General features: G+C 56.9%; 28 protein-coding genes and 1 pseudogene. 16 read left to right on the top strand and 13 right to left on the bottom strand.

The window, feature by feature from the left end; genetic code table 11:
- Positions 1–99: 99 nt before the first annotated feature.
- The 3 genes and pseudogenes from PHQ58_RS07705 to PHQ58_RS07695 all read left to right on the top strand — a co-directional run bounded on the left by PHQ58_RS07705 (position 100) and on the right by PHQ58_RS07695 (position 2,275).
- Positions 100–660 carry a DUF4113 domain-containing protein gene (locus PHQ58_RS07705; RefSeq protein WP_300109331.1) on the top strand — a complete coding sequence of 187 codons (561 nt, stop codon included), beginning with the start codon at positions 100–102 and terminating at the stop codon, positions 658–660.
- 13 nt (positions 661–673) lie between these two features.
- Positions 674–1,444, top strand: a complete 771-nt coding sequence (locus tag PHQ58_RS07700) for a hypothetical protein (RefSeq protein WP_300109328.1) — start codon at positions 674–676, stop codon at positions 1,442–1,444.
- 121 nt (positions 1,445–1,565) lie between these two features.
- A pseudogene (locus PHQ58_RS07695) lies at positions 1,566–2,275 on the top strand (DNA/RNA non-specific endonuclease).
- 586 nt (positions 2,276–2,861) lie between these two features.
- On the opposite strand, the gene PHQ58_RS07690 reads toward PHQ58_RS07695, so the two are convergent.
- Positions 2,862–3,080 (bottom strand): hypothetical protein, encoded by a 219-nt coding sequence (locus PHQ58_RS07690; RefSeq protein ID WP_300109325.1) that lies wholly within the window; start codon positions 3,078–3,080, stop codon positions 2,862–2,864.
- Between the two features lie 161 nt (positions 3,081–3,241).
- On the opposite strand from PHQ58_RS07690, the gene PHQ58_RS07685 reads away from it, so the two are divergent.
- Positions 3,242–3,670, top strand: a complete 429-nt coding sequence (locus PHQ58_RS07685) for a hypothetical protein (RefSeq protein WP_300109322.1) — start codon at positions 3,242–3,244, stop codon at positions 3,668–3,670.
- A gap of 182 nt (positions 3,671–3,852) precedes the next feature.
- Here the strand turns inward: PHQ58_RS07685 and PHQ58_RS07680 are convergent, their stop codons facing one another.
- From PHQ58_RS07680 to PHQ58_RS07660, 5 genes are all read right to left on the bottom strand, one after another.
- Complete coding sequence (locus tag PHQ58_RS07680) at positions 3,853–4,797, bottom strand: cation diffusion facilitator family transporter (protein WP_300109319.1); 945 nt, start codon at positions 4,795–4,797, stop codon at positions 3,853–3,855.
- Positions 4,798–4,833: 36 nt separating this feature from the next.
- Positions 4,834–5,085 carry a hypothetical protein gene (locus PHQ58_RS07675; protein WP_300109316.1) on the bottom strand — a complete coding sequence of 84 codons (252 nt, stop codon included), beginning with the start codon at positions 5,083–5,085 and terminating at the stop codon, positions 4,834–4,836.
- A 118-nt stretch (positions 5,086–5,203) separates the two neighbouring features.
- A complete protein-coding gene (locus PHQ58_RS07670) occupies positions 5,204–5,485 on the bottom strand; it encodes a zf-TFIIB domain-containing protein (RefSeq protein WP_300109313.1) in 282 nt (93 codons plus the stop codon).
- Positions 5,486–5,940: 455 nt separating this feature from the next.
- The gene (locus tag PHQ58_RS07665; protein WP_300109310.1) at positions 5,941–6,219 is read right to left on the bottom strand and encodes a hypothetical protein; all 279 of its coding nucleotides are present in this window, start codon (positions 6,217–6,219) and stop codon (positions 5,941–5,943) included.
- Between the two features lie 254 nt (positions 6,220–6,473).
- Complete coding sequence (locus tag PHQ58_RS07660; RefSeq protein WP_300109307.1) at positions 6,474–7,379, bottom strand: diguanylate cyclase; 906 nt, start codon at positions 7,377–7,379, stop codon at positions 6,474–6,476.
- 279 nt (positions 7,380–7,658) lie between these two features.
- Between PHQ58_RS07660 and PHQ58_RS07655 the strand changes: the two genes are divergently transcribed.
- Positions 7,659–10,127, top strand: coding sequence for an EAL domain-containing protein (locus PHQ58_RS07655; protein ID WP_300109304.1), 2,469 nt, complete (start codon positions 7,659–7,661; stop codon positions 10,125–10,127).
- 1,112 nt (positions 10,128–11,239) lie between these two features.
- On the opposite strand, the gene PHQ58_RS07650 is transcribed toward PHQ58_RS07655, so the two are convergent.
- From PHQ58_RS07650 to PHQ58_RS07630, 5 genes are all read right to left on the bottom strand, one after another.
- Positions 11,240–12,205 (bottom strand): DUF533 domain-containing protein, encoded by a 966-nt coding sequence (locus PHQ58_RS07650; protein WP_300109301.1) that lies wholly within the window; start codon positions 12,203–12,205, stop codon positions 11,240–11,242.
- A gap of 60 nt (positions 12,206–12,265) precedes the next feature.
- Positions 12,266–13,573, bottom strand: a complete 1,308-nt coding sequence (locus PHQ58_RS07645) for a ferric reductase-like transmembrane domain-containing protein (RefSeq protein ID WP_300109298.1) — start codon at positions 13,571–13,573, stop codon at positions 12,266–12,268.
- A gap of 44 nt (positions 13,574–13,617) precedes the next feature.
- Positions 13,618–14,031: a PepSY domain-containing protein gene (locus tag PHQ58_RS07640; protein WP_300109295.1), complete on the bottom strand. Its 414-nt coding sequence runs from the start codon at positions 14,029–14,031 to the stop codon at positions 13,618–13,620.
- 101 nt (positions 14,032–14,132) lie between these two features.
- Entirely contained in the window at positions 14,133–14,624 is a 492-nt protein-coding gene (locus tag PHQ58_RS07635; protein WP_300109292.1) for a diheme cytochrome c, read from the bottom strand.
- 29 nt (positions 14,625–14,653) lie between these two features.
- Positions 14,654–15,076: a DUF1924 domain-containing protein gene (locus tag PHQ58_RS07630; protein WP_300109290.1), complete on the bottom strand. Its 423-nt coding sequence runs from the start codon at positions 15,074–15,076 to the stop codon at positions 14,654–14,656.
- Between the two features lie 122 nt (positions 15,077–15,198).
- Between PHQ58_RS07630 and PHQ58_RS07625 the strand changes: the two genes are divergently transcribed.
- The 3 genes from PHQ58_RS07625 to PHQ58_RS07615 are packed head-to-tail and all read left to right on the top strand — an operon-like array spanning position 15,199 to position 17,683.
- The gene (locus PHQ58_RS07625) at positions 15,199–15,570 is read left to right on the top strand and encodes a PepSY domain-containing protein (protein WP_300109288.1); all 372 of its coding nucleotides are present in this window, start codon (positions 15,199–15,201) and stop codon (positions 15,568–15,570) included.
- A 50-nt stretch (positions 15,571–15,620) separates the two neighbouring features.
- Positions 15,621–16,283: a response regulator transcription factor gene (locus PHQ58_RS07620; RefSeq protein WP_300109287.1), complete on the top strand. Its 663-nt coding sequence runs from the start codon at positions 15,621–15,623 to the stop codon at positions 16,281–16,283.
- On the top strand, positions 16,280–17,683 hold the full coding sequence (locus PHQ58_RS07615) for an ATP-binding protein (protein WP_300109283.1): 1,404 nt from the start codon (positions 16,280–16,282) through the stop codon (positions 17,681–17,683). The genes PHQ58_RS07620 and PHQ58_RS07615 overlap by 4 nt, the downstream gene beginning before the upstream one ends.
- Positions 17,684–18,136: 453 nt before the next feature.
- Here the strand turns inward: PHQ58_RS07615 and PHQ58_RS07610 are convergent, their stop codons facing one another.
- Positions 18,137–18,427, bottom strand: coding sequence for a helix-turn-helix transcriptional regulator (locus PHQ58_RS07610; protein WP_300109280.1), 291 nt, complete (start codon positions 18,425–18,427; stop codon positions 18,137–18,139).
- Between the two features lie 244 nt (positions 18,428–18,671).
- Between PHQ58_RS07610 and PHQ58_RS07605 the strand changes: the two genes are divergently transcribed.
- The 7 genes from PHQ58_RS07605 to PHQ58_RS07575 all read left to right on the top strand — a co-directional run bounded on the left by PHQ58_RS07605 (position 18,672) and on the right by PHQ58_RS07575 (position 22,609).
- A complete protein-coding gene (locus tag PHQ58_RS07605; protein WP_300109278.1) occupies positions 18,672–19,124 on the top strand; it encodes a hypothetical protein in 453 nt (150 codons plus the stop codon).
- A gap of 166 nt (positions 19,125–19,290) precedes the next feature.
- Positions 19,291–19,551 (top strand): hypothetical protein, encoded by a 261-nt coding sequence (locus tag PHQ58_RS07600; protein WP_300109276.1) that lies wholly within the window; start codon positions 19,291–19,293, stop codon positions 19,549–19,551.
- A gap of 46 nt (positions 19,552–19,597) precedes the next feature.
- Positions 19,598–19,900 (top strand): hypothetical protein, encoded by a 303-nt coding sequence (locus PHQ58_RS07595; RefSeq protein ID WP_300109273.1) that lies wholly within the window; start codon positions 19,598–19,600, stop codon positions 19,898–19,900.
- 222 nt (positions 19,901–20,122) lie between these two features.
- Positions 20,123–20,977: an A24 family peptidase gene (locus PHQ58_RS07590; protein WP_300109270.1), complete on the top strand. Its 855-nt coding sequence runs from the start codon at positions 20,123–20,125 to the stop codon at positions 20,975–20,977.
- A 9-nt stretch (positions 20,978–20,986) separates the two neighbouring features.
- Positions 20,987–21,622 carry a dephospho-CoA kinase gene (coaE, locus tag PHQ58_RS07585; RefSeq protein ID WP_300109267.1) on the top strand — a complete coding sequence of 212 codons (636 nt, stop codon included), beginning with the start codon at positions 20,987–20,989 and terminating at the stop codon, positions 21,620–21,622.
- 25 nt (positions 21,623–21,647) lie between these two features.
- Entirely contained in the window at positions 21,648–22,403 is a 756-nt protein-coding gene (zapD, locus tag PHQ58_RS07580; protein ID WP_300109263.1) for a cell division protein ZapD, read from the top strand.
- Entirely contained in the window at positions 22,400–22,609 is a 210-nt protein-coding gene (locus PHQ58_RS07575; protein ID WP_300109260.1) for a DNA gyrase inhibitor YacG, read from the top strand. Before zapD ends, PHQ58_RS07575 begins: the two co-directional genes overlap by 4 nt.
- A gap of 90 nt (positions 22,610–22,699) precedes the next feature.
- Here PHQ58_RS07575 and PHQ58_RS07570 read toward each other — a convergent pair whose 3' ends face one another.
- On the bottom strand, positions 22,700–23,467 hold the full coding sequence (locus PHQ58_RS07570) for a ParA family protein (RefSeq protein WP_300109257.1): 768 nt from the start codon (positions 23,465–23,467) through the stop codon (positions 22,700–22,702).
- 182 nt (positions 23,468–23,649) lie between these two features.
- Between PHQ58_RS07570 and PHQ58_RS07565 the strand changes: the two genes are divergently transcribed.
- Complete coding sequence (locus tag PHQ58_RS07565) at positions 23,650–25,032, top strand: ribulose-bisphosphate carboxylase (protein WP_300109252.1); 1,383 nt, start codon at positions 23,650–23,652, stop codon at positions 25,030–25,032.
- The last annotated feature ends 484 nt before the right edge of the window (positions 25,033–25,516 follow it).

The raw sequence follows: 25,516 nt of genomic DNA, 5'->3' as shown, positions 1-25,516 counted from the left end.
TAATAGTTCCATGGTGATCACCTTGTTTGCTCCTGCCTAAAAAGTAGGCAGCGCTAGTAAAACACCTGGCTCAGTTTTGGGTCGGCATATCCTCTAAAAGTGGCTCAGTTTTCGGTCGGCGGCAACAACCCGGTCACTGAACTTGAACAACTGAATGAAGCCGTGACTGAGTTTGCCAGCCGGGCGGCCGAGAAGCTCAGGAAGCAGCACAGCCTGGCGACCCAGGTGATGGTCTTCATCCGCACCAGCCCATTTCGCAAGGATGCCCAGTACAGCCGCTCCATGAGCGTGCCACTGGTAAGGCCCAGTGCCGACACCGGCGTCATCGTCCATGCCGCCTTGCTCGGTCTCAAGACCATCTACCGACCTGGCTTCAAACTGGCCAAGGCCGGTGTCATGTTGCTGGACCTGCAATCTGATTCGGTGAGCCAGGGTGAACTTGACCTGGGCTATGCATCAGACGACCCCCAGGGTCAAGCCGCCGACAAGACACAACTCATGTCCGCCATGGATGGTCTGAACCAGCGTTATGGCCGTGGCACCCTGAAGATGGCCAGTAGCGGGCTGGCTGGCGACAAACGGCTCTGGTCGATGAAGCAGCAACGCCGCACACCCGGTTACACCACCTGTCTCGCTGACCTGCCAGTGGCCAGGGCCTGAGCGGGAGAGCACCATGACAGAGATACCCGCCGGCGCACCCAGCCTGAAACGCATCCATGCCAAACGGCTCAGGGAGGTTTACCGCTCTGCGGGTTGGCCCTGCCTGGATGTGGTCGAGATTGAATTGTTGGCTGCGGGTCTGCTGGAGCGGCACAGCCGTGATGGGCATGACCTTGTCCGGGTCACCGATCAAGGCATCCAGTACCTGGCCCAGGCTGCTCGAAACAACCGCCAGGTGATGTCCGCCCATGAGACCCTGGTGGACCAAGTGACCAAGGCCATGCTGCGAGATGGTCGGCTGGTCTGGAAGAACCTGAGCCTGCGGGCCAGGGTGGCACCGACAGATGAGACGACACCGGGACGCTGGAAGATGGCCATGCCCGACGTGTTCTCGATTCGCAACAGCAGTGTGCAGGCTTACCTGGAACCCATCGTGCATGAGATCAAGGTCAGCCGGGCCGACTTGCTGGGTGACCTCAAACGTCCGGACAAACGTGCGGCCTACCTGGACCTGGGTGGGCAATGCTGGTATGTATTGGGTTGTGATCGCAGTGGTCATCCGATTGCCAAGGCCAATGAGATTCCACTGGAGTGCGGGGTGATGGTGTACCAGGGTAACCAGCTGGAGGTGATGCGGATGGCGCCCAAGCGGCCTGCCCCGGAATTGCCGTTTGGGGTCTGGATGGCGCTGGCCAAGGCAACCCCGGTGCGTGATCTGGGTCTGCCCGGTGATGGGCTGTCTGACCAGGGTGGCTTGGTGGTTGATGGTGACCAGGTGGGTTGAACGAACTGAACGAACTGAACGAACAAACCGAACCGGTCGACCTGCCAGCCATGCTCTACTTGCCCTTCCAACATTTAGACTGATTGACATCGTGCCGCAACTGTTTCGTTTCGCATTCACGCTGCTGTTATGGGCTTGCACCACCAGCCAGGCCGCAGACACCTTTGCTGCTTGCCCCCAGTTTTTTGCCAATGGCAAGGCGCCGCTACTGACCCAAGGCCCCACGGACCGGGCCTTGTGTTTCGACTCATTTGCCATCCTGCATTCAGGGGAGAGCAAAACCCCGGTCTTCGTCGCGGAAAAACTTACTCAGGCGGTGATGGCCGAGCCCCCACAAAAACGCTCGACCCGCTTTTTTGCAGATGCCAGGCTACGATCGTCTGAGCGGGCGACCTTGGAGGATTACAAGGGCAGTGGTTATGACCGTGGCCACATGCACCGGCGGGTGACATGCGAACCGCTGAAGCCATGGCACAAAGTTTCTCGCTGGCCAACATGGTGCCGCAGGCACCGGAACACAACAAAGGGGCGTGGGCCAAGACAGTGGAGACGCCGACCCGGCAATATGCCTCCAGAGCCACCGGCGATGTGTATGTCATCACCGGCCCGGTGTTCACCCCCAACATTGCCCAGAGTCCCAGCATTGGACCGGGCCAGGTGCGCGTACCGAAATACCTGTTCAAGCTGGTGTACGACCAGAGCAAGAACCGGGCTTGGGCTTACTGGCATTTGAATGACGATGCCACCCATGGATCGAAGCCGGTCAGTTATGCGGAATTGGTCAAGCGCACTGGGATCGAATTCTTACCGGGTGTGAAGCCTGGGGAGTAACAAACTGGGCGGATCAGCTTGCTATTGGCAACTGTCGTCAATACCGGCTTCCCGTCAGGAGTCATTGGGCTTTTGGCTGAGGATGACTCCAGAAGACCCTTATGCACAGTTCCCAGTTATGAACAGTTTGATTTGGCATTTCGCGTGGAAGCCGCATGGATGTTGACTTTCTTCGGATGTCTGGAAGTTGCAACTCACCATAATTCTGCTGATTCTTACACCTCAAAATTTTCTAGTCGTGCGTTTCCGCTGTAGTGCGTACATGCCACGCATTTGTGTCAAAGTCACCCCCGCCCAATGGAGGCGAGTATCAAATAGTGCTCAGAACACGTAAAACCACGCTCATCATTGGCTCGCCGTTCCGAGGCTTAGTCAAATGCTGACCGATGAAATTATGTAGAGAAAAAAACCTTGCATTGGTATGAATTTGCCAATGACAGGCAACTCACTTCAAACGGCAATTGCCCATAACTGGGAACTGTGCATAACAGCCTCTATGTACATCTCTGCATAAAGACCCGTTGCAGTCATAGAGTCTGTCGAACAGCCTCCTCCAAAGCCGACATTCAGTTTAATAGCCCGTCGGTTATTTGGTTGTTGAAGATGTTTCTCGTGCATCAATCCAATGTGACCCTGCTCCATTGGCAGCATTACCTGATTCCACGATAACTCTAAGCTTTTCTCTTCTATCGGGTGAATCAGGATGCCATGAGCCATACTCGACAGGCTTGTCGTTGGGATTTCTTCTCTCCAAGCCGTTCCAGCAAACGCGGATTTCGATTGTTGGATTTTGTTCGTTGGGCATTTTGGGCTCCGAGCGCTTTTGCAACAGAGCATTACTTTACAACCAAAAACGTTAGATTGGGTTAGCTAAACAGGCTATTGCCTTCACAGTTCGCAGACCACGCGCACCAGAAAATTAAACGGGTTATCGGTCTGTCTTGCATTCGCATTTCACAAGCATTCATGGCTGAACTCTTCAAGGAGGCATCACAAGCGCAGCAGGTTGCAGCCAAATACCTTACCGACTTGGCCCGGTCGATGCGCTACAACGCGGCGCTGATCTGGGAGGTACTGAGCCAGGAAGGTGGACACGTTCCATGCATTGACTGGAAAATGCTTAAACAAAAACTGCGGTTTGCAGCGGCTGACGGTCGGCAATTGGACGTTGTTTTCATCGAACTGCACACTCGCCACCGGCAAGTCACAGCTGGTCGCAAACGACAGGTTTATCGCGTAAAAAATCACATCATGATGAGCGTACGTCCCTCGAAGCAGCAAAGGCCGCTTCAGACCTTGTCAGTCGTCGTCCCGATCTTGGCTGTAGTCATGGTCATGGGATTCCTGCGCTGGCAGTGGTTTGTCGCCGTAGGCGGCTCGATAGACTTCAGCTGAAGAAAAATTGCACTCCTTGTACTTGCCGATTTGTTGAAGCAAGTCCATGCTGGGGGTTGCGACCAGACCGGTCACTGCCTTGATCCTCTCCCGAATTTGGATGCACGTCTGTGGTGGTTCATCGGCCGCCTGGGCAACCGAAGCAAAACCGCCCAGCAAGGCGATCAGGATTAGCGTTTTCTTCATAGTGTGCCTTTTGAGTGATCGGTATTCGCCATGACCGGAAGGTCATCAAAATGCGCCTCGACGTCGCTGGGCAGCAATTGAATGGTGGCACGCAACCCCGGCACGGCACCCATCAACGCCTGCTCGACATCACTGCGAATTTCAGCTGCGCGTCCCAAGGTCCAGTTGGATGGCATGTGCATGTGCAAGTCCACAAATCGACGCTGACCCGAGCTTCGCGTCATGACATGGTCAAAGCGGATGGTTTGCTGGTCAAACGAATCGAGTGTTTTCTGTATCTCTCTGAGAACGTCAGGCTCAACGGCCTCGTCCATCAGTCCTTGTGAGGACCGCCACATCAGGTGTCCACCTTCCCAAAGAATATTCAGCGCGACCCCAATTGCGGCAACGGCGTCCAGCCAGAGCCAGCCTGTCAATGCCGCCCCGATCAGACCTACCACCACACCCACCGAGGTCCAGACATCAGTAACCAGATGCCTGGCGTCGGCCTCTAACGCAATGGAGCGATGCACCTTGGCAGCGCTGAACATCACCCAGGCCAGCAGGCCATTGAGAGCAGAGCTCAGCACTGACAAGGCCAAGCCCCAGCCCAACTCCTGCAACGGATGTGGTTGAAACAATCGGGAAGCTGCCGCCCAAATAATGCCAACGGCTACGCCAACAATCAGAATGCCTTCAAAGCCAGACGAAAAATACTCCGCCTTGTGGTGGCCGTAAGGGTGATCCTCGTCTGCGGGTCGCTGAGCAATCGTCACCATCATCAGCGCAAAAATTGCGCTCGCCAGATTCACGAACGACTCCATCGCGTCTGACAACAACCCGACTGAATCCGTGACGTACCAGGCCAGCGTCTTCAGCGTAATGGTGATGACAGCCACTGCAATCGAGGCCCATAGCAACCACTTTGGGGTCAGGAAACGAATCGGCAATAACGAGATCATGGACAGTGACATTCTTTCCGGTGCTGGAAATCCAGACTATTTTTGAACCAGGGCGTCCTCATTTTTAATGGTCTTCTCTTGGGGCTGGTCCTTCTTTAATGTCACGCCCAGCACTTTCCCCAGCCTCGTCACTGCATCGGTTTTTATGTCGTCCATTGTCTTGGCCGCAGCTTTTGACGCACCAACCTTGATTTGCTCAACCGCCTTTTGCGCCTCACTGGTTAGTTGTTCCCCACAGCCAGAGACCAGCAAGCCAAGTCCCAGGCAGGCAAGTGCGACATGTTTCATGATTTCCTTCCCTTTTTGTTATGTGAAATGCGCAAAGCGAACCGTAGGACCACACAGCACATTCCGGCTGCGGACCAAAATCATTGCGGCAAAGATATTGAATGGGTAATCAGTTCGATCAGTCGAAAATTTCGTTAAGCCAGGACTTTTTGCGATGTTGTTGCTGTCCATAGCCTCCATGGTGGGACGAATGGTGTTCGTCTTTGCGCGGGTATCCATTGGGTTGGTTGTTGGGCTGCGCAACGGACATGGCAGCTGCGCCAGTCGTCGACCGTTCAATCAATTTGTCGAGTTCGCCCCGATCAAGCCAGACGCCCCGACATTGCGGACAGTAGTCAATTTCAACGCCTTGGCGTTCGGACATCAGCAGGTTTGAGTCCGGGCAGACGGGGCATTTCATGGAGATCCCTTATTTGAGGTTGAGCCATCGACACGGTGTTGGAGTGGTCCCGTGTTTGGCCACTTGAAATTCTAGGGAGAGCAACTTAAGGGTTTCTTATTGAACTTCCGGAAAGCTCCCCTTGGCGAATAACCGCAACCGCTGCGATCCGGGTCTAGGCTTCGATCCAAACCTTGCTATGATTTTTGACGGTCGGCTTCGAAGCGTGTTGACTGGCTCTTGAAGACCCATACCCGACGCTCACCGGAACCGCATGAATCCCGCCGAAAAGTGGAAAGCTGACTTTCAATTTCGCCGGAAGCAGTCGCTCACCGGCAGTGCAAAAAACTTGGAAGCTGTCAACCAAGCGAGGATGCCAGTTTTCTTACCTGTCCGGCTCTTGAGCAGCGGGACCTGACATAGGTCTGCCAAAAATGCTCGCTCCATACCCGACATTCACCCCAGTGTCCTGGCCGTCAACAATGAAGAATGGACTTGACGGATCGCTGCACCCGCCAACGGCCAACAGCGGCCGCGTCTTCAGAGAGTTCGCCCTTTTGTTGCATCGCATGAAAGTGGGCCGGCACGCTGAACCCGGTATCCACCAGTTGCCGGGTTTTCTCCTCTTTCGCACGCCAGAGAACCTCGCGCAGCCGATGCATGTCAATGACTTCGACCACCATGCCGCAGATCAGTATGACCACGATCGTCCAGATGCGGTTGCGCACGCTCAGACGGTTCAACAAGGAGAGCATCAATGGTTCCCAACAACTTATATTTGGCTTTTCAGCACCCACCTATAGCGATGAAACTCAAATGCCTTTCATCAACTATCATTCGTTGGTTGAAGGCTTCGCAGACCATTTCGCACCCAGGTGGCTGCATCGATCTGATGCGCCTCCAGTCCGTGCCGAGCACGATGACCGAGCAGCGTCAACACAGATAGCGCGGGATTCAGACCTGATTGCCACGGTGGTCATCCAAAGTATGCATTGGTCAATGCCGGACACTATGCCTTCGACGGCTCGGTCGTCGACCAGCGCCAAGTATCACGACCAGCGGCTTTTGCCGCATAGAGTGCATGGTCAGCCTGAACCACCACACCGGCCATGGACGCATCGATGCCGACTTCTGCCAGCCCAGCACTCAAGCGCAAACTAAGGACGCGGCCGTCAGGCAGGAGTAGGGGTGTGTCACGCAAATCTTGCAATAGGCGCTGCACGACCTGCTCGGCCCCTTCGCGATCTGCAACTTGCAGCAAGGCGATGAATTCCTCGCCACCAAAACGAAACAGTGGCTCACCGGCACGGCAACCAGTACGCAGCAGGTTTGCAATATGCTGCAGCGCCAAGTCGCCGACCGCGTGTCCGTGTACATCGTTGACGCGCTTGAAGTGGTCCACGTCCAGTTGCACCACGACCATTTTTTCACCTCGGCGCATCGCCTGGGCATGGCAGCGTGTGAATTCTTCCTCGAATCCATAACGCAGCGGCAGCCCAGTCAACGCATCGAGCCGCGCACTGTGTGCCAGATATTGGGTCTTGAAAAGTGCGAGATCGGCGATCATGCCGGTTTGTGTCCGATCGAAAGCCTCCAGCATCGCGGCGTCTCCAGCCGCGCCTTCGAGTATGCGATTACACATGTCGCGCACCGCGTCGTGCATTGTTCGATGCTGCTCGTCCAGGCGCTGTGCGCTCACAACGTCGATGGCATCGAAGTTCTCCCGGTACTTGCGGAACCAGGCGCCAAAAAGGCAACGGCAGTGCGCGTCGTCAGCCAGTACATCCTCGCCAGGCGACGTGCGCAATACCGCACAGCGTAGCAACCGATGTGACCATGCCATGTGTGCCTGCCCTGCTTCGTCGAGCTGCCTAACGAACTCCTGCACATCGTTGCTGAATGTGGCGTTTGACATAGTGAGCCAATCTGATTGTTTTACTGACTCCCTGGGGCGCTCTCAGCGTCTACCGTGATTTACTCAGATGATAGTCTTATGCAATGGGAGGGAGACAGTTGCCTGGTATCTGTGTCGCCCAACTCCTTGGGTCGCCGCTCGAAGGTGACCACCAACTTGACCGATTGGGCAACGCTGGTGCAGCGCTTACGTCGCCTTTCATTTACCAAAGCTCATGGCTAGTGTTTTCCCTTACTAGACCTAGACGTGGCATCATTCACAAACGACAAATACACCCGAATGACTCCTTCCGACTCCAATTCCGACCGAGACCTGTTTCGGCAACTGCTTCGGTCGTCGCCGGATCCGGTATGGATTGTCGACGACAGCAAGTTTGTCGAATGCAATGATGTTGCCGTCAGGACGCTGGGCTACACATGCAGGGATGAGCTACTAAATGTTCATCCATCAAAGCTCTCACCACCGATTCAACCTGACGGACAGGACTCATTCGTCAAGGCGGAGCGCATGATGGCGATCGTCAGGGAAAAGGGCGCACACCGTTTTGAGTGGAAACATCGCAGGGCCGATGGCACAAGTTTTGACGCGGAGGTCACGGCTTCAATTGTTGAACTGGAGAACCGCCCGGTCATCTACTGTGTTTGGCGAGACCTTACAGCGATCAAGCAGGCAGCGGCGGATCTGCAAAAACGCGAAAAGCAGTTTCTGGCGCTGTCAACCATGTCTTCTGACTGGTTCTGGAGCCAGGACGAGGCATTTCGATTCACTGAATTTTCTGGTGCGTTTGCCAATGACTTTACGCCCCCTGCCAACACCATAGGTAAAACCCGCTGGGAGCTCAATGTCGAACTAACGCCAGAGCAGTGGGCAGCGCACCGCGCCACCCTCAACGGCCATTTGCCATTCAGAAGCCTGGAGTATCCGATCACAGGCGATGATGGTGAGCTTCGCTGGTACAGCATCAACGGGGATCCTCGGTTTGACGAGACCGGCTGTTTCACTGGCTATCACGGAACCGGGCACAACATTTCCCTGCGCAAGCAGTTGGAGCTGACGTTGACAATGAGCGATGCCCGAATGCGTCACCTTGTGCAAGCCATTCCAGACCTGGTCTGGCTGAAGGACTCCGAAGGGGTCTTTCTGAGTTGCAACCCGATGTTCGGGCGCCTCTACGGCGCCAAGGAAGCGGACATTATTGGCAAGACCGACTACGACTTTGTGGACAAGGAACTCGCGGATTTCTTCCGTGCGAACGACCGCAATGCCATGGCAGCAGGCACGCCTAGTGTCAATGAGGAATGGTTGACGTTCGCCGATGATGGGCATCGGGGACTGTTCGAGACGATCAAGACGCCCATGCTTGATGAGGAAGGGACTCTCATCGGCGTGCTGGGCATCGCCCGTGACATTACCGCTCGCAAGGCTGCTGAAGACCAGATCCAGAGCTTGGCTTTCTCTGACCCCTTGACCGGCCTGCCCAACCGCCGGCTTCTGATCGACCGACTCAAGCACGCCTTGGCTGCCACAACCCGTCATCAGCGCCAGGGCGCGCTACTGCTCATTGATTTGGATGACTTCAAAACCCTCAATGACACCCTCGGCCATGACCAGGGCGATCTGCTACTGCAGCAGGTCGCAAGCCGGTTGCGGGCTTGCGTGCGTCAAAGCGACACCGTGGCACGCTTAGGCGGCGATGAATTCATCATCCTGCTCGAAGACTTGAGCCAAGATGACCAGGAGGTAGCCACTCAGGCCAAGGCCATGGGCGAAAAGGTCATTGCCGCGCTCAATCTGCCCTACCAGTTCGACGCTTCATCGCATCACAGCACGGCCAGCATCGGCGTCACCATGTTCGACGGCAACCACTTGGAAAACACCGAAGAACCTTTGAAGCAGGCTGAGTTGGCCATGTATCAGGCTAAGGCCGCGGGCCGCAACACCTTGCGTTTCTTTGACCCGCAGATGCAGGCCGTGGTCAGCGCTCGTGCGGTACTTGAGACGGGTTTGCGCGAAGCGATGGTGCAACACCAGTTCCTTCTTTACTACCAGGCCCAGGTGAATGGCGAGCACCAGATTACCGGCGTGGAAGCACTGGTGCGCTGGCACGATCCGCGCCGTGGCATGGTGTCCCCTGCCGAGTTCATTCCCCTGGCTGAGGAGACCGGTCTGATCCTGCCTTTGGGCCAATGGGTGCTGGACACCGCCTGTACCCAGTTGGCGCGCTGGGCCAGCCAAGCCACGATGGCCCACCTCACGGTGGCGGTGAACGTCAGTGCCCGCCAGTTCCACCAGATCGATTTTGTTGATCAGGTGCTCGATACGCTCAAACGCACGGGCGCCAACCCGCGCCGGCTTAAGCTCGAACTGACCGAGAGCATGTTGGTAAGCGACATTGAAGGAGTCATTGCCAAGATGAGCGCGCTCAAAGGACGCGGCGTAGGTTTCTCGCTCGATGACTTTGGCACCGGCTACTCTTCGCTGACCTATCTCAAACGACTGCCGCTGGATCAACTCAAGATCGACCAGGGCTTTGTGCGCGACATTTTGCTCGACCCCAATGACGCAGCCATTGCAAAGATGGTCATCGCCTTGGCCGAGAGCATGGGGTTGGCGGCAATTGCTGAAGGGGTGGAGACTCAGGCACAACGAGATTTCCTCGCCAGCTTGGGCTGCCATGCCTACCAAGGCTATTTGTTCAGCAAACCGTTGCCGCTGGAGGAGTTTGAGGCGCTTGCGAAACGCGCTTGAAACGGTTAACTCAATGGCAGCTTTCGAAGAGGCAGATCAATGGTGTGAAAGTCAGCAATGGGCACGCTGAAGCCCGCCAATAACGACTTCTAGCGGGCAATGAACTGGGTCGCCCGTAAGCTGACTATCGTGACCGGCGGCAATGGGTCTGAAGCCGGTAAAGACCTGAAAAATTGTTCGGCGCCCCTACCATTGTCAAGACCAGACCCTTATGCACAGTTCCCAGTTATGAACAGTTTGATTTGGCATTTCGCGTGGAAGCCGCATGGATGTTGACTTTCTTCGGATGTCTGGAAGTTGCAACTCACCATAATTCTGCTGATTCTTACACCTCAAAATTTTCTAGTCGTGCGTTTCCGCTGTAGTGCGTACATGCCACGCATTTGTGTCAAAGTCACCCCCGCCCAATGGAGGCGAGTATCAAATAGTGCTCAGAACACGTAAAACCACGCTCATCATTGGCTCGCCGTTCCGAGGCTTAGTCAAATGCTGACCGATGAAATTATGTAGAGAAAGAAACCTTGCATTGGTATGAATTTGCCAATGACAGGCAACTCACTTCAAACGGCAATTGCCCATAACTGGGAACTGTGCATAACAGCCTCTATGTACATCTCTGCATAAAGACCCAAAGCGGTAGTAGCGTTAGCTGATCGGCCTTCCCGAAAGCCGGCATTGGCAACGAACGAGCACCGGCACGCAGGCCCTCGCTGTGGGAGGTCTGTGGTGTGCAGATCGATGACGAGGGTAAACCGAGCCGGACTGGGATATGCCGGCAAAACCCCCATCGAACTTTGATGTCGATCACCGCGTCAATTGGTAACCGAGTGAAGCGGCGATTTATATGCGCGGCGCAGCGGAAATCGTCTGGTGGAGACCCGTACTTGGAGTTGACTGTATTGCGATCCGTGCGGTAACGCAGGCTTTAGCTCACGGCAACTACGCTGGAGCCAACCGTCACTCTTGTCGCAAGGCAACGCCGCCGACGTGAACTGCCTGATGCGCTGCGGCCATTGCCGTGGAACAGGAAAAACAAGGTACCGACAGGCCCGGTGCGAACTTGCGCCCGCGCTCACCGCGCTGAGCACAAGACGGGTCTTCTGCGCGTGGTCTTAGCGCCCTCGCACCATGGACATGATTTGTCCCATGTCCAGGCTGTTGGCTTTTTGGCGAATTTGCGGCAGGTATTGCGCCTGCATGTCTTTGGCGGGTTGAATCAAGCTCTGAAAAGTCTCTTGCAGCAGCGCCGTACTCATTTGCCGCCCACCGGCGTAATATCGTTTGGCAACGTGCCCCAGGGCGTAGGTCGTGGCAAACGAGAACGCCACGCTGGCGGTGGCTTTGCCCAATGACTTGCCCATGCCCCCGGCGAGCTGGCCCAGCAAGCCGCCCAGCAGTTTGCGGCCAAACTGCTCCAGGTATTGCGAGGTCAGGCCCACACCCAGGGTGGCCAAAAAATCGCGGATGTGGCCTTGGTCCAACTCATACCCATGGGCCTTGCCAAGGCCGTACACCATTTTGATTTGCAGGGGCACGATGCCCATCGATGCCCATGACTGTGGCAACAGCTCCAGCGCACCGTTCAAGATGGCGTGGTTCAAGATGGCGCGGTCCAGTTCCGCTTGATCAGGCACAGCCGCCACGGGCACAGCGGGTGCTGTGGCGACAACGTTGGTGCCTTTGGGTGCGGCGGCATCAACCAAATCGGCCATGGTTTGGCCTTGTTGGTTCAGCGGCGTTGTCACGCTGGCATCCAGGAGCAACACCTGTGCCAAATTTTGCAGAAAGACCTTTTCAGGTTCGGTGGTGTGGCCGTCGGCATCACACACGCACACTGCCATCTCAAATGCCAGTTGCCGCTGGGACGGGTCAGTCAAAGTGGCCGCAACGGACGCGAGGTTGACCTGCTTGAGCAGCACTTGGCCGTACAGCCCGGCCAGGTTGAGGTCAGTGGCGTGGCTGCCCAGCGTGTCAACCAGACGGCGGACTTGCTCGCGTTCGCGGTCGTCATGGTGGTTGTCGGCAAACGCGGCCAGCAGTGCGATGGTGAGCAAGGCGTGTTGTTGTTCAAGGTTCATGGTGGTGTATGGAGTGACTGGGGTGAATGGACTTGATGAAGATGGTGACAGCGCTGGGGGTCAGCGCATCTCGAAGGCCTCTTGGTGAAAGCGCGGTATCACGCCCATGGACTTGAGGCCGTCGCGCAGGGCGTTACCCAGGCCAACCGGGCCGCAGAACCAGATTTCACTTTTGTTGGTGGCTGCCAGGGCGTGGGCCTTCAATGCCGAGCCTTGGCTGGCGTCGTGGATGTGCAGGCGCACGCTGGGTAGCGTGGCACACAAAGTGGACAGGCGTTCGGCAAAGGTATCAGTGGCCTGGCTGCGGGTGCAGAAATGCAAATCTGCCGTTGGCGCTTGTTGTGGGTGGGCTTGCAGGGACTCCAGCCAGGCCAAAAAGGGGGTCACACCAATGCCACCGGCGATCCAGATTTGGCCCGCTTTGGGGTTGCGCCGGGCCAGGTCAAAGCGGCCGTAGGGGCCTTCCACACGCACGGCCTGGCCAGCTTGCAGGCGCTGGGCCAGGCCCTTTGTGAAGTCACCCAAAGCCTTGATTTGGAAATCAATCGTGCGGTCGCCCCGGTCTGCACTGGCAATGGTGAAGGGGTGCGATCCCTCTTTGCCCTCGAATGTGACAAATGCAAATTGCCCCGCCCGGTGGGCACGCCATGTGGGGTTCAGGCGGCAACGCACCGCGCACACATCGCCGGGCAACTGTTCAACGGAGACAATTTCACCCATGGCTTGGAGCGATTTGCCAATGGCTTTGCGCAGCGATGCCACCGCGCCATACACGCCGGCTGCCAGCAATGCGCCTAGCAACATGCCTACGGGCTGCGCCCAATAATCGGTGGGCACCAGCAAGGCCGCATGAAACGCCAGCATCAAATACAGCACCGGCATGGCCTGGTGCAGGATGCTCCAGGCGCGGTAAGGGAACTTCTTCCACAGCGTGATCACCAGCATGGCCAGCACGGCGTAGATCGCCCATTCGCCCATGTCTTCGGCCAGCTTGCGCAAGACTTCCAGAAATCCGGTGAATTTTTCTTTGTCGACACGCCCCTCGCGGCCCACCACGGCTTTGAGGATGTCGTCAGACATCTCGATTATCCAGTGCGCGGCGGCAAAACCCACAGCGGTGATCCCGGCCCACTTGTGGGCGCGGTAGATGCGATCCATGCCGCCCAGCGGTGTTTCCAGCCACGCCGGGCGTGTAGCCAAAAACATCACCAGCGACATCATGGCTACAGACAGCAGGCCGCTCAGGTGCAGGGCCTCCTGGCGCGCCACCCACAACGTGTTGGCCCCTGCAGGGGCAACACTGGTGAAAACATCCCAGCCCCAGGCCAGGGTGACAAGTGACAGCAGACTAAAAATCAAGGTTTTCATGATGGCTTTTCGGGGTGTGCAGGCGAGGGCAAGAGCGCAGAGGTTCAGGGTTTGGTGGGTGTGACGTCAGCGGGTGTGCTCACCAGGTCGTCGCGGCAACGGCGCTCATTGCAGTTGCCGATCAGTTTTTGGATCACGCCACCAGTGTGGTCGTCACCTTTGCGGGCATCGCGCTGACCCAGGATGTCACCGGTTTTTGCGTTCACATACAGTTTGATGCGCTCGCCGTCTCGGCCAGTGGTGCGCACTTCATAGTTGCCGCGTTTGAGTTTGATTTTTTCAACGTTGCGGTAACCCGCTGCTTCTAGCTTTTGCAGCACTTGCGGCAGGATCAGTGCGGCGCTGTTGTTGCTCCATTCCGAAGATGCGTCGTCTGCATGCGCGGGCGTGAACACTGCGCCAGCCGCCATGAAGCAGGCAGCAAGACAGAGCGTCGACAGGGTGGAAGTTGAATTCATGGGGTGCACCTCGTGTTTCAAATGATGGGTTTGTGCAGCAGTGGCCCATTGTGTGTGGGGCTGCTTAATGATTTCTTAGCCTGTCAGTGGAGCTGCCAGGCTCACTCGTCGTAGTAGCCACGCTCTGCGTCGCGGTGGCAGGCCAGGCAGTTGGACTTGGAGCGCACGTCTTTGTGCTTCCATTCCCAGGCGGGGACTTTGCGATGCTCGTCCATCCATTTGGGCAACTCGGTGATACGCAGCGGCGCACTGGCAGAAGACACACCGCGCAGCAGTTTGCTGCTGAAATTGCGCCCGCCCGTGTCTGCCGCGTTGGCCGTCAGGTAGGCCTCAATGGTGGCGGCAGTGGCCGCATCAATGCTGGCATCTTCACCAAAGTGGTTTTGCAAGTCACTCATCATGCGTTTCCAGGAACTGGCCGGCAGCATGGCGGGCGAATAAGCCAGGTGGCAGCTGGCGCACTCTTCTTTCACCACAGCGTCAGCCACAGGGGTGTAAAAGTGCCCGCCACCGGCTTGTGCGCGGCCCAGCACAATGGCGAAAAAACTGATGGCCAGAAAGGTCAGGGCCAGGGGGCGGTAGGGCAGGTTCATGATGTCTTCCTCTTTGCAAGTGGGGTGGGTTACAGGCTCGTCACGTAGGTCAGCCAGTCGCCTTTTTCGACGGCGCTGCACTCACGGCCAATGACTTCGTTGCAGTTGCGTTTAAACCATTTCTCCACCTTGGCAGGGTCGGTATAGCGCGTGGGGGTCGCCGACACGGCCACGGCATCGATCACTTTGCCGGTGGCGTTTTTTCCAGCGGTGCGTGGGTTGGTGCCGTGGCAGCTGGTGCAACTGGGGCTGTCGGGCTTGCCGGTGGTGAAATTTTGAGAGTGCAAGGTTTGGCCACGTTGCGCTGAGAAACCGCCAAACGCCGGGTTGGCCGCCTTGGCCGCGCTGGCGTACTGGGCCAAGAGGTCTTCGCGTGGGCCGGCCACGGCCAAGCTGCTCAGGCTCATTGCAAATGCGCTGGCGATGAGAAAGGTGCTGAGTTGGTGATGCATGTCGGGCTCCTGGGGTGAGTGTTGAAGTGGTGAAGGCCTGTACTATGCCTACCGCTTGCTGAACGCAAGGTGAATTTCGCGTTCATCTGGCGTTCATGTTCGAGCGGCTATAAAGAGGGGCTATGCAACACACTCAAGATCCCCACGTCTGGATACCCGAGCCCTTGTCGCGCCGCGTTGGGCGCATCGGCATCGCGGTGCTATGCGCAAGTGCACTGACTTTGGGTGGCGGGCTGGCGCGTGCCGACAGTGACCATGATCGCGCTCGTCAAGCGCTCACTGCTGGGGAAGTGCTGCCACTGGCGACCATTCTGGAGCGTGTGGAGCTTGAACACGCGGGCAAAGTGCTGGATGTTGAACTCGACCGCGACAAAGACCATGGTGTGGTGCGATGGGTCTACACGATCAAAGTGTTGACCCCCAGCGGCACGCGGCTCAAACTTCAGATCGATGCCAAAAGCGGCGAGCTGATCAGCCGCAAGCGCAAGGATTAACATGGGCGCAGGCCCTGTAATTTGCCCCCTTTTAGCCATGAGCCCATGACATGCGAGTTTTGATTGTGGAAGACGAGCCCAAGTTGCTCATTCAACTCAGCGACGGGGTCGAAGCCGCGGGTTATGCCGTGGACCTGGCGGACAACGGTGTCCACGCCCACCACCTTGGACAGACCGAACCCTTTGATGCGGTGGTGTTGGACCTGGGCCTACCCAAAATGGACGGCTTGTCGGTCCTGCGCCAATGGCGGGCTGCCGGGCGCACCATGCCCGTGCTGATCTTGACCGCTCGCGACGGCTGGCACGAAAAAGTCGCTGGTATTGATGCCGGGGCGGATGATTACCTGGCCAAACCCTTTCACATGGAAGAATTGCTGGCCCGCCTGCGCGCATTGATTCGCCGCTCAGGTGGTCACGCCAGCGCCGAGCTGACCTGCGGCCCGCTGTGCCTGGATACCCGCAACAGCCGGGTCTCACTGTCGGGTCAGGCGCTGGTTTTGACCAGCCATGAATACCGGGTGCTGGCGTATTTGATGCACCACCGGGATGAGGTAGTGTCGCGCACCGCGTTGGTGGAGCACATTTATGCACAAGACTTTGACCGGGATTCCAACACGGTGGAAGTCTTCATTGGGCGGCTGCGCAAAAAACTGCCCCAAGGCATGATCGAAACTGTGCGTGGCCTGGGTTATCGGTTGGCTGCTGTGGCATGAATTGGGCCAAGCTGCGTGGCTCACTGCGGGTTCGCCTGCTGTTGGGTACGCTGTTTTGGATTGCCGCGTCGATCATGGTGGCGGGCTGGGGCCTGAGCAGCCTGTTTCGCCAACATGTACAAGCCCAGTTTCAGTCTGAGCTGACCAGCCACCTGGACCAACTGACAGCGCAGTTAATCGTGGATGCACAAAATGCACCCGCGCTGCAACTGCCCTTGAGTGACCCCCGACTGACGAGGCCTTTTTCTGGCTACTACTGGCAAATTGACCGGGTGGCTGGCAGTGCAGATGATGTGGGTGCCTTGCGTTCGCGTTCACTGTGGGACCATGTGTTGGCATTGCCCGCACCCGAGCCGGCAGCAGGCGATTCAGACCATGTTCATATCGCCGGGCCACAGGGGCAATGGCTCAATGCGGTGGTGCGCACGGTGCAACTTGACGACACGCCTGGCCAGGCACCCGTCACGTTCCGGCTGATGGCCGCCGCCAATGAGCGCTTTATGTTGGAGCCCGAGGCCCAGTTCAACGGCACGTTGTGGCTGGCGTTAGCGGTGTTGGCCGCAGGTTTGGTGGTAGCTGCCGGTGTGCAGGTGTGGGTGGGGTTGGCCCCGCTGCGTGACCTGCGCCGGGCATTGGGCCGAATCCACAGTGGCAATACCCAGCGCCTGGAAGGCCAGTTTCCCATGGAGGTAACGCCTTTGATTGACGATTTCAACCAAGTGTTGGCTCAGAATGCGCAGGTGGTCGAGCGTGCTCGCACCCATGCGGGCAATCTGGCCCATGCGCTGAAAACGCCGCTGAGCGTGTTGGCCAACGCAGCTCAAGCGCAGGGTGATGCCCCATCTGAACTGGCACACCTGGTGAACGAGCAGATTGACATCGCCCGCAAGCAGGTGAACTATCACCTTGCCCGCGCACAGGCGGCCGCTGCCAGCCGCCTGCCGGGTGTCAAAACCGAGCTGCTGCCCGTCATCCTTGGCCTGGTGCGGGTCATGCAACGCATTCACGCAGAGCGCGGGCTGGATGTCCAAGTGGGGCCGATGGCAACGGACCTTTCTTTTCGAGGTGAGGCCCAAGACTTGCAGGAAATGTTGGGCAATTTGCTGGACAACGCCTGCAAATGGGCAGTCCATCATGTGGATGTAAATGCCCGCTTGAACGCGCATGATCTCGTCATCACCATTGATGACGATGGCCCAGGCCTGCCCCCTGCACAGTGTGAAGTGGTGCTGCAGCGTGGCGTGCGTGCGGATGAGCAAGTGCCAGGGTCGGGGTTGGGCTTGGCGATAGTGGACGACCTGGCGCGCCTGTATGACGGCAGCGTGGCGCTGAAGGATTCGCCAGCGGGCGGTTTGCGCGCGGTGCTGACGCTGCCCGCAGCCACCCTTAGCGCTGACTGAAACCCTGCGGTCTGGTTGCGGGCCTGCGCAGCCATCCGTCGAGCTATCAGTCGAGCTATCAGTCGGACAGGTCAGCTTTCTGATTTCCATGGGACAAGTTCAGCGGCTGACCGGCCTCCAAATTCATGAAATTGGCTCACCCGGAAGCTGGCATTGGTGGCCGTCTGGAAACGCTGCACTGCCGAAATTCATCACGCTCTAAAGCGGGCGTTCACCCAACCTGGCGGGAAAAGTTGTTGTTTTGCCACAGGTCGGCGGAAATTCACCTGATTCCGCCCATCACGAAGCGAGATTATTGGTCCTTCAATTTGGTTGATCACACTCAACATCGGTGCAACGCGCTGGTCCACGTCGGATCGGGCACTCTTGGGTTGGAAACCGCGCAGAGACACCTAAAGCTGCAATATAGAGGGGTAGCTGTTGTCCCACGACCTCGTTAGTGCGGCGCCAGTGTCAAGTCGTTGGCGTCTTGCCGGCGATGGGCATCAAAAGTTCATGCACTGGAACCTTTAACGCAATCGCCAATCGCTCAACATTGTCCAGCGAGATGTTTCGAGCGCGACGCTCAACGTGAGCAACGAAAGTTCTGTGAAGCCCGGCTTCAAACGCCAACTCTTCCTGCGAGTAACCGAGCGCACCACGCAACAGGCGAACATTAGCCGCCAGGAATTCTCTGGCTTGAATTGATGGCGGGTGTGGATCTTTCGCAGACTGTTGCACTTTTTCAAGTCTGCGTCTTTGCATCTTTTAAGTCAGCCGCTTTTAAGTCACAATACGTGTAAATTTCTTTTCTTTGAAGGAAACCCATGCCCTCAAACATCTCCGCCTCAAAGGCCTCCATAAATTGTGATTCGAATATCTCAAAAGCGATTCACGTCTTTACTCACCAGATTGTCACTGTGCCATCGCATGTAGTGCTGGAATTTCAAAACAAACAGACTCAAGGTCACCCCGGACTGTCCTATTACTTAAACAAGAGGTACACCAAATGATGAAGGTCCACCATCAAAACGCACAATCCGAAAGTTCGCAGGCAATTGATTTGCCACACCTCGTCCGCTGGTCGTGGCCGAATGTATTAGTGGTTCAAGTGCAGTCACCACCGCCAGAGGCAACGGATGGTGTTAATGAGCGGGAACTTGTTTTTGTATCCCCGACACTTCAGGGTCTCGCCGCCCTGGAGAATTGTGGACTTTGCATCAGCAACATGTGGCTACTTCGAGGTGCTGAGTACGACTCAGAAGCACTACTTGGATTCAACATCGAGGGGATCTCTAGCCTGCCTGCAAAAAACCTAAACGAGCAACCACTGACTATCTTGCATGCCGAAGATAAAAGGATGCTTTGCGTTGACGAAAAAGGCATCTTTGACATTCAAACGCTATCGACTGACTGGGACGGCTCGGGGCCTTACAAGCGACGGGAAGGTCCAGAAAGTTGAGTGAGAACAACCCCAATCTCGCAATAACAGTGATCTGCGATGTCGGGCGCTCGCCGGACGTCGGCGTGCAACCCAGTGTTCGTGTTGATCGCTGGCGTACCTACGCGATGTACAGCAATTGGTGGTTGCGCTCAACCTGTGTTTGTTGGAGCCAAGGGGGATTCACATGGGAATTCGTGTTCTGAGCTTCGTTGCGGGGTTTGTACTAGTTGGCGGCCTTTGGCTGGCATCAAGGGCCACTAAACCAATCAGACATGATGGTCCTGAATTGTTGGCAGAGTCGGCCAAACTGTCGGCGGATCGTGCGTCCGCTGCGGTTGATGAAGCACTTGGTTTTGTCCGGGAAAGCAATTTGCGCATCAAAGCCATGGAAATTCGGCGCGATAGTGGTCGGCATGTTGGGTGCACCCTGCCGACCGATGGGTGACCCTTGTTAAGTCGGCATCGAAGTCAAATTCGTTAAGGTCCTGACGATGACTGATGCCGCTGAACTTTTCGGTATAGGTGACAGCCTGAGAGATCCAAAATGGGGGCTGTGCTGGTCTAACTCCGGCATCAGCGATGAAGTCTTGGTCCGAAAAGCACTCATCAGCGGAGGTTTCACCGTAATTTTGATGGCCTGTCTGGAATTCGGCCTCGATTACGTCCGCACACAATGGGAAGTTGTTGATCAGCATGTTGGTGACAACTCAGAACTGATCAGCATCAGAACTCGAAGCCTTGTGAACGAAATTCTGGACAACATCGCCGAAGGGTTTTGTAAGGCTAGATCCTGAGGCTGGGTGATCAGTCTTCCTTGTTCCTGCATCCAAGCATCGCAAGATGATCCCTGTCTGTTACAGCCTGCGGGCCAGTCAGAGTTTTGATGGCATCAAGACTTGTTGTGCTATCTGTTCTTAGGAATTTTAGGATAATGCAAAGTATGCTGATTGATTTTGGTGTAATCTACTTGATTGGTGGGGGAAAAACGCTTATGAATCAACAAGTGTGGTGTAACAATGATTGAGTCCCTACAGGTATCTCAAGCGATGGACGCCAGCCTCATCGGCCTGCTGGGGCTGCTCATTGGCAGTTTTCTGAATGTTGTGATTTACCGCTTGCCGGTCATGCTGGAAGCCCAATGGAAGGCCGAATGCGCCGACCTGCATGGCAAAGAGCCTGCGGCTGGCGCACCGTTCAATTTGATGGCGCCGCGCTCACGCTGCCAAAAATGTGGTCACCAACTCAGCTGGTTTGAAAACATCCCGGTGTTGAGCTACCTGATGCTGCGCGGCAAATGCAGCCAGTGCCACACCCCCATCAGCGTGCGTTACCCCTTGGTTGAACTCGCCACTGGGGCGTTGTTTTTTTATTGCGGTTGGCAATGGGGTGCCACGCCAAGCGCCCTGGTCTGGTGCGGTTTTGCGGCCGCCATACTGGCCTTGGCCATGATTGACTGGGACACCACCCTGCTGCCTGACGACATCACCCTGCCATTGCTGTGGACTGGGCTGATTGCTGCGGCGCTGAAACTGACCAACGTCGGGCTCCCGGAATCATTGTGGGGCGCCGTGGGCGGCTACCTGTCGCTGTGGCTGGTCTACTGGGCGTTCAAGTTGGCCACGGGCAAGGAAGGCATGGGCTTTGGCGACTTCAAGCTGTTTGCCGCTTTAGGCGCCTGGTTTGGCTGGCAGGCGTTGATCCCGATCATCCTGATGGCCTCAGTCATTGGCGCTGCCATTGGCATCGCCATGAAGTTCTCAAGTGGCCTGCGCGAGGGCGGCTTCATCCCGTTTGGTCCATTTCTGGCCGGCGCCGGCCTCACCGCCATGGTGGCCGGGCCCAATGCGATTCTCAAAGCGGTTGGGCTTTAAGGCTCGACCATGAACAAGTCCTCAGCCGTGGCGCCAGCGTTTCGCCTGGGACTCACCGGTGGCATTGGCAGCGGCAAGAGCACGGTGGCAACCATGATGGCTGAACTTGGCGCGGCGGTACTGGATGCGGATGCCATTTCGCGCGCGCTTACAGCCCCAAATGGACTCGCCATTGCGCCGATCTGCGACGCCTTTGGTGCCGAATTCATCGCACCCACCGGCGCACTGGACCGCGACCGCATGCGCGCGCTGGTCTTTGCCGACCCTGGCGCCAAACAGCGACTGGAAGCCATCATCCACCCAATGGTCAGCCAGGAAACCAAGCGACAGGCTCTGGCGGCTCAAGATGCCGGCCATCGGTGCCTGGTGTTTGACGTGCCGTTGCTGGTCGAATCCGGCCACTGGCGGCAAAAAGTAGCCCAAGTGCTGGTGGTGGACTGCCTGCCCGAGACCCAAATTCGCCGTGTGATGGCACGCAGCGCCCTCACACGCGAGGCGGTGCTGGCCATCATGGCAGCACAGGCCAGCCGTGAGGTGCGCCTGCAAGCGGCCGATGCGGTGATTTTTAATGACACCATGAGCCTGGATGATTTGGCAGCTGAGGTGCGCGCGCTGGCCCCAAGCTTCGGGCTATCATTGGCTTAACTCTTTCCGACCCATCCAAATCAGCGTGATCCTTTACGAATACCCCCTGCATGAACGCATTCGCACTTACCTGCGACTTGAACACCTGTCCTTGCGTCTGCACCAATTGGCCAGCCGGGTCGACGCGCTGGACCATCACTTTGCCCTGGTAACCCTGTTCGAGATCATGGACGTGGCCGCCCGGGCTGACCTGAAAACCGACCTGCTGAAAGACCTTGACCGGCAAAAACACACCCTAGAAGGTTACCGCGGCAACCCGGCCATTGCCGAAGCCGCGCTGGAGCAAGTGATCACCGAGCTGGACCAAAGCTTTGAAGCCCTGAACGCCCAACCCGGCAAAGCCGGGCAAGGCCTGGCTGAAAACGACTGGCTGATGAGCATTCGCAGCCGCATCAGCATCCCCGGTGGCACCTGTGAATTTGACCTGCCGGCCTACTACGCGTGGCAGCACAAAACCGGCGTTTTGCGGCAAGCTGAATTGGCGCAATGGATGGGCAGCCTGACGCCTCTGACCGATGCCGTGCACCTGCTACTCAAGCTGCTGCGTGACTCGGGCTCACCCCAAAAAGTAATCGCCAATGGCGGCCAGTTCCAGCAAAACCTGCCGCAAGGCCGTACCTTTTTGCTGTTGCGCCTGGCGCTTGATGTCGGCACCGAGGTGGTGCCCGAGATCAGTGGCAACCGCCTCATGGTGTCGGTTCGCCTGATGCGCCAGGGTGACGACCACCGCCCGCATGCCATCACCGACGATGTGCCATTCGAGCTGGCCTTGTGTTCATGAAGCAGGCTGTCCAAAGCGACGCCCCAGTGAAACAGGTCACCTGCCCGACCTGTGGCGGTGTCAGTATCTACGCCCCCAGCAACCCGTTTCGACCTTTTTGCAGCGAGCGCTGCAAACAAATTGACCTTGGGGCGTGGGCCAGCGAGCGGTTCACGATGCCCGCAGACACGCCATCTGACGATGCCACCGACCCGACCCACGTTTAATTTATAAGAAAATAAGCTGCAGCCCTTATGAAATAAGCGCATGAAGCTATTTTATTTATAGCAATAAAACAAGCAGGGTTGCGGATCAAATTAGCGGCGCAGCCCGTCGTGCAGCGCCACCATCGCCAGCGTGATCTTGTGGTTGGGGTCCAGGTAAATCATCGGCATGGCCTGCTCGTGCGACTCCCTGATCTTCACTGACGACGGCAAATACGGCTGCAGCACCGGCAAACCTTCTTCAATCAACTCAGCCACCATACGCTGGGGCAAATTTGCACGGGCCTGGAACTGGTTCACCACGATGCCATCCACCTGCAGATCGGGGTTGTGGTCCGCACGAATCTCTTGCACGCTGTCCATCAACGCGTACAGCGCCTGGCGTGAGAAGCTGTCGCAATCAAACGGAATCAGGCAACCGGTGGCGCCAATCAGGGCGGCACGGGTGTAAAAGTTGAGCGCAGGCGCGGTGTCAATGTAGATGCGGTCATAAGCGTCGGCCAGTTGCTGCAGCGCTTCACGCAACTTGTAGATTTTTTGGCGCGATTCGAGCTTGACCTGTAACTCGGTGAGGGCCGCACTGGAAGGCATCACATCAAGATTCTCAAACGGTGTCTGGACGATGAAATCCGTGGGCGGAATGGTCTTGAAACTGTAGCTCAGCGAGTGCTCAAAAAATCCGGCCACAGTGGGCTGATCGTCTTTGGCAGTGATGCCCAGCAGGTAGCTGGTGGAGTTGCCTTGTGGGTCCAGGTCAATCACCAGTGTGCGCAAGCCCTGACTGGCGCTGATGGCGGCCAGGTTGCATGTGATGGTGGACTTGCCAACGCCTCCTTTTTGGTTGAACACGACGATGGGCATGAGGACTCCTTTAGGGCAAAAAACAGGTTTGTACAGGGTTGTGATTGTCTTTTATCACGCACACCTCAACTCATCAGAAAAAACTGATTTGAAAATCAATATATTTGAATTTTCATGATGAATAAGCCTGCCTATAGTTCAACCCATCGCCACCTTTCGTTATCAACAACAGGAGATTTCACATGGATCAATCGAACCGTTACGCTGACTTGAGCCTCAAGGAAGAAGACCTCATTGCCGGCGGCAAGCACATCCTCGTCGCCTACAAGATGAAGCAGAAACCCGGCTTTGGCAGCTACTTGACCTGCGCCGCCCACTTTGCTGCCGAGTCCTCCACTGGCACCAATGTGGAAGTCTCCACCACCGACGATTTCACCCGCGGCCTGGACGCGCTGGTGTACTACATCGACGAAGCCACCGAGGACATGCGCATTGCCTACCCGATGGACCTGTTCGACCGCAACATCACCGATGGCCGCATGATGATGGTGTCAATCTTGACGCTGATCATTGGCAACAACCAAGGCATGGGCGACATTGAGCACGGCAAGATTCACGACATCTATTTTCCAGAACGCGCCATCCAGTTGTTTGATGGCCCGAGCAAAGACATCTCTGACATGTGGCGCATTCTGGGCCGCCCCATCAAGGACGGTGGCTACATTGCCGGCACCATCATCAAGCCCAAGTTGGGCCTGCGCCCTGAGCCGTTTGCGGCAGCGGCTTACCAGTTTTGGCTGGGGGGCGACTTCATTAAGAACGACGAACCCCAAGGCAACCAGGTGTTCTGCCCGGCCAAGAAGGTCTACCCGCTGGTCTATGACGCCATGAAACGCGCTCAGGACGAAACCGGCCAAGCCAAGCTGTTCTCGGCCAACATCACCGCCGATGACCACTACGAAATGTGTGCCCGCGCTGACTTCATTCTGGAGTCTTTTGGCCCGGATGCAGACAAAGTGGCGTTCCTGGTCGACGGTTTTGTCGGCGGCCCCGGCATGATCACCACCGCACGCCGCCAGTACCCCAACCAGTACCTGCACTACCACCGCGCCGGTCACGGCATGATCACCTCGCCATCTGCCAAGCGCGGCTACACCGCCTTCGTGCTGGCCAAGATTTCGCGCTTGCAAGGGGCCAGCGGCATCCACGTCGGCACCATGGGCTATGGCAAGATGGAAGGCGAGAACGACGACCGCCAGATCGCTTACATGATTGAGCGTGACGAGTGCCAAGGCCCGGTTTACTTCCAAAAATGGTATGGCATGAAGCCTACCACCCCGATCATCTCGGGCGGCATGAACGCGCTGCGTCTGCCAGGCTTCTTCCAGAATCTGGGCCACGGCAACGTGATCAACACCTCGGGTGGCGGCTCTTACGGCCACATCGACTCACCTGCCGCCGGTGCTATTTCCCTGCGCCAATCGTATGAGTGCTGGAAAGCCGGTGCCGATCCGATCGAATTTGCCAAAGAGCACAAGGAATTTGCCCGTGCGTTCGAGTCGTTCCCGGGGGATGCTGACAAGCTGTTCCCAGGCTGGCGCGAGAAGCTGGGCGTGCATAAGTAAGCACAGTTACATGCCTTGCGCAGTTTTTGCGTAAGGCATGTTGCGACGGGATGGAATGCTCAGCTTTTTTGGGAGGCATGTTGTGGCGGGCTACCCTGCGTTGCTTTTGTGGCGTGATTTAGTGGGGTCAGCTTGCTGGGGGCAGCTTTTCGTGATGGTCACGTTGCGACGGGTTGCCCTGCGCCGCGAATGTCCCCCGAAAGCGGCCTGCGGCCACTTTCTCCTCCTTGATTTTGCTATGCAGGACAACCCATCACAACATGCCTGAAACGTTTTTGGTATTCATGGCAGGCATCCAGCGCGCGCTGCGGTTCCACAACAACGCAACAACTTGAAGTTGAATGCAGGCAGGCACATCACACACGTCAAGCAGCGTGCGTTGGGTGTCTGATGTAGCGAAATCAAGGAGGAGGTTCGGGCGTAGCCCGAGCCGGGGGACATTCGCGGAATCGGACACACAACGTGCGCTGCGGGTTAAACCAAC

This window comes from Rhodoferax sp. (genome assembly GCF_028688795.1).
GTDB lineage: Bacteria > Pseudomonadota > Gammaproteobacteria > Burkholderiales > Burkholderiaceae_C > Rhodoferax.
This window is presented reverse-complemented; position numbering and strand designations above follow the sequence as displayed.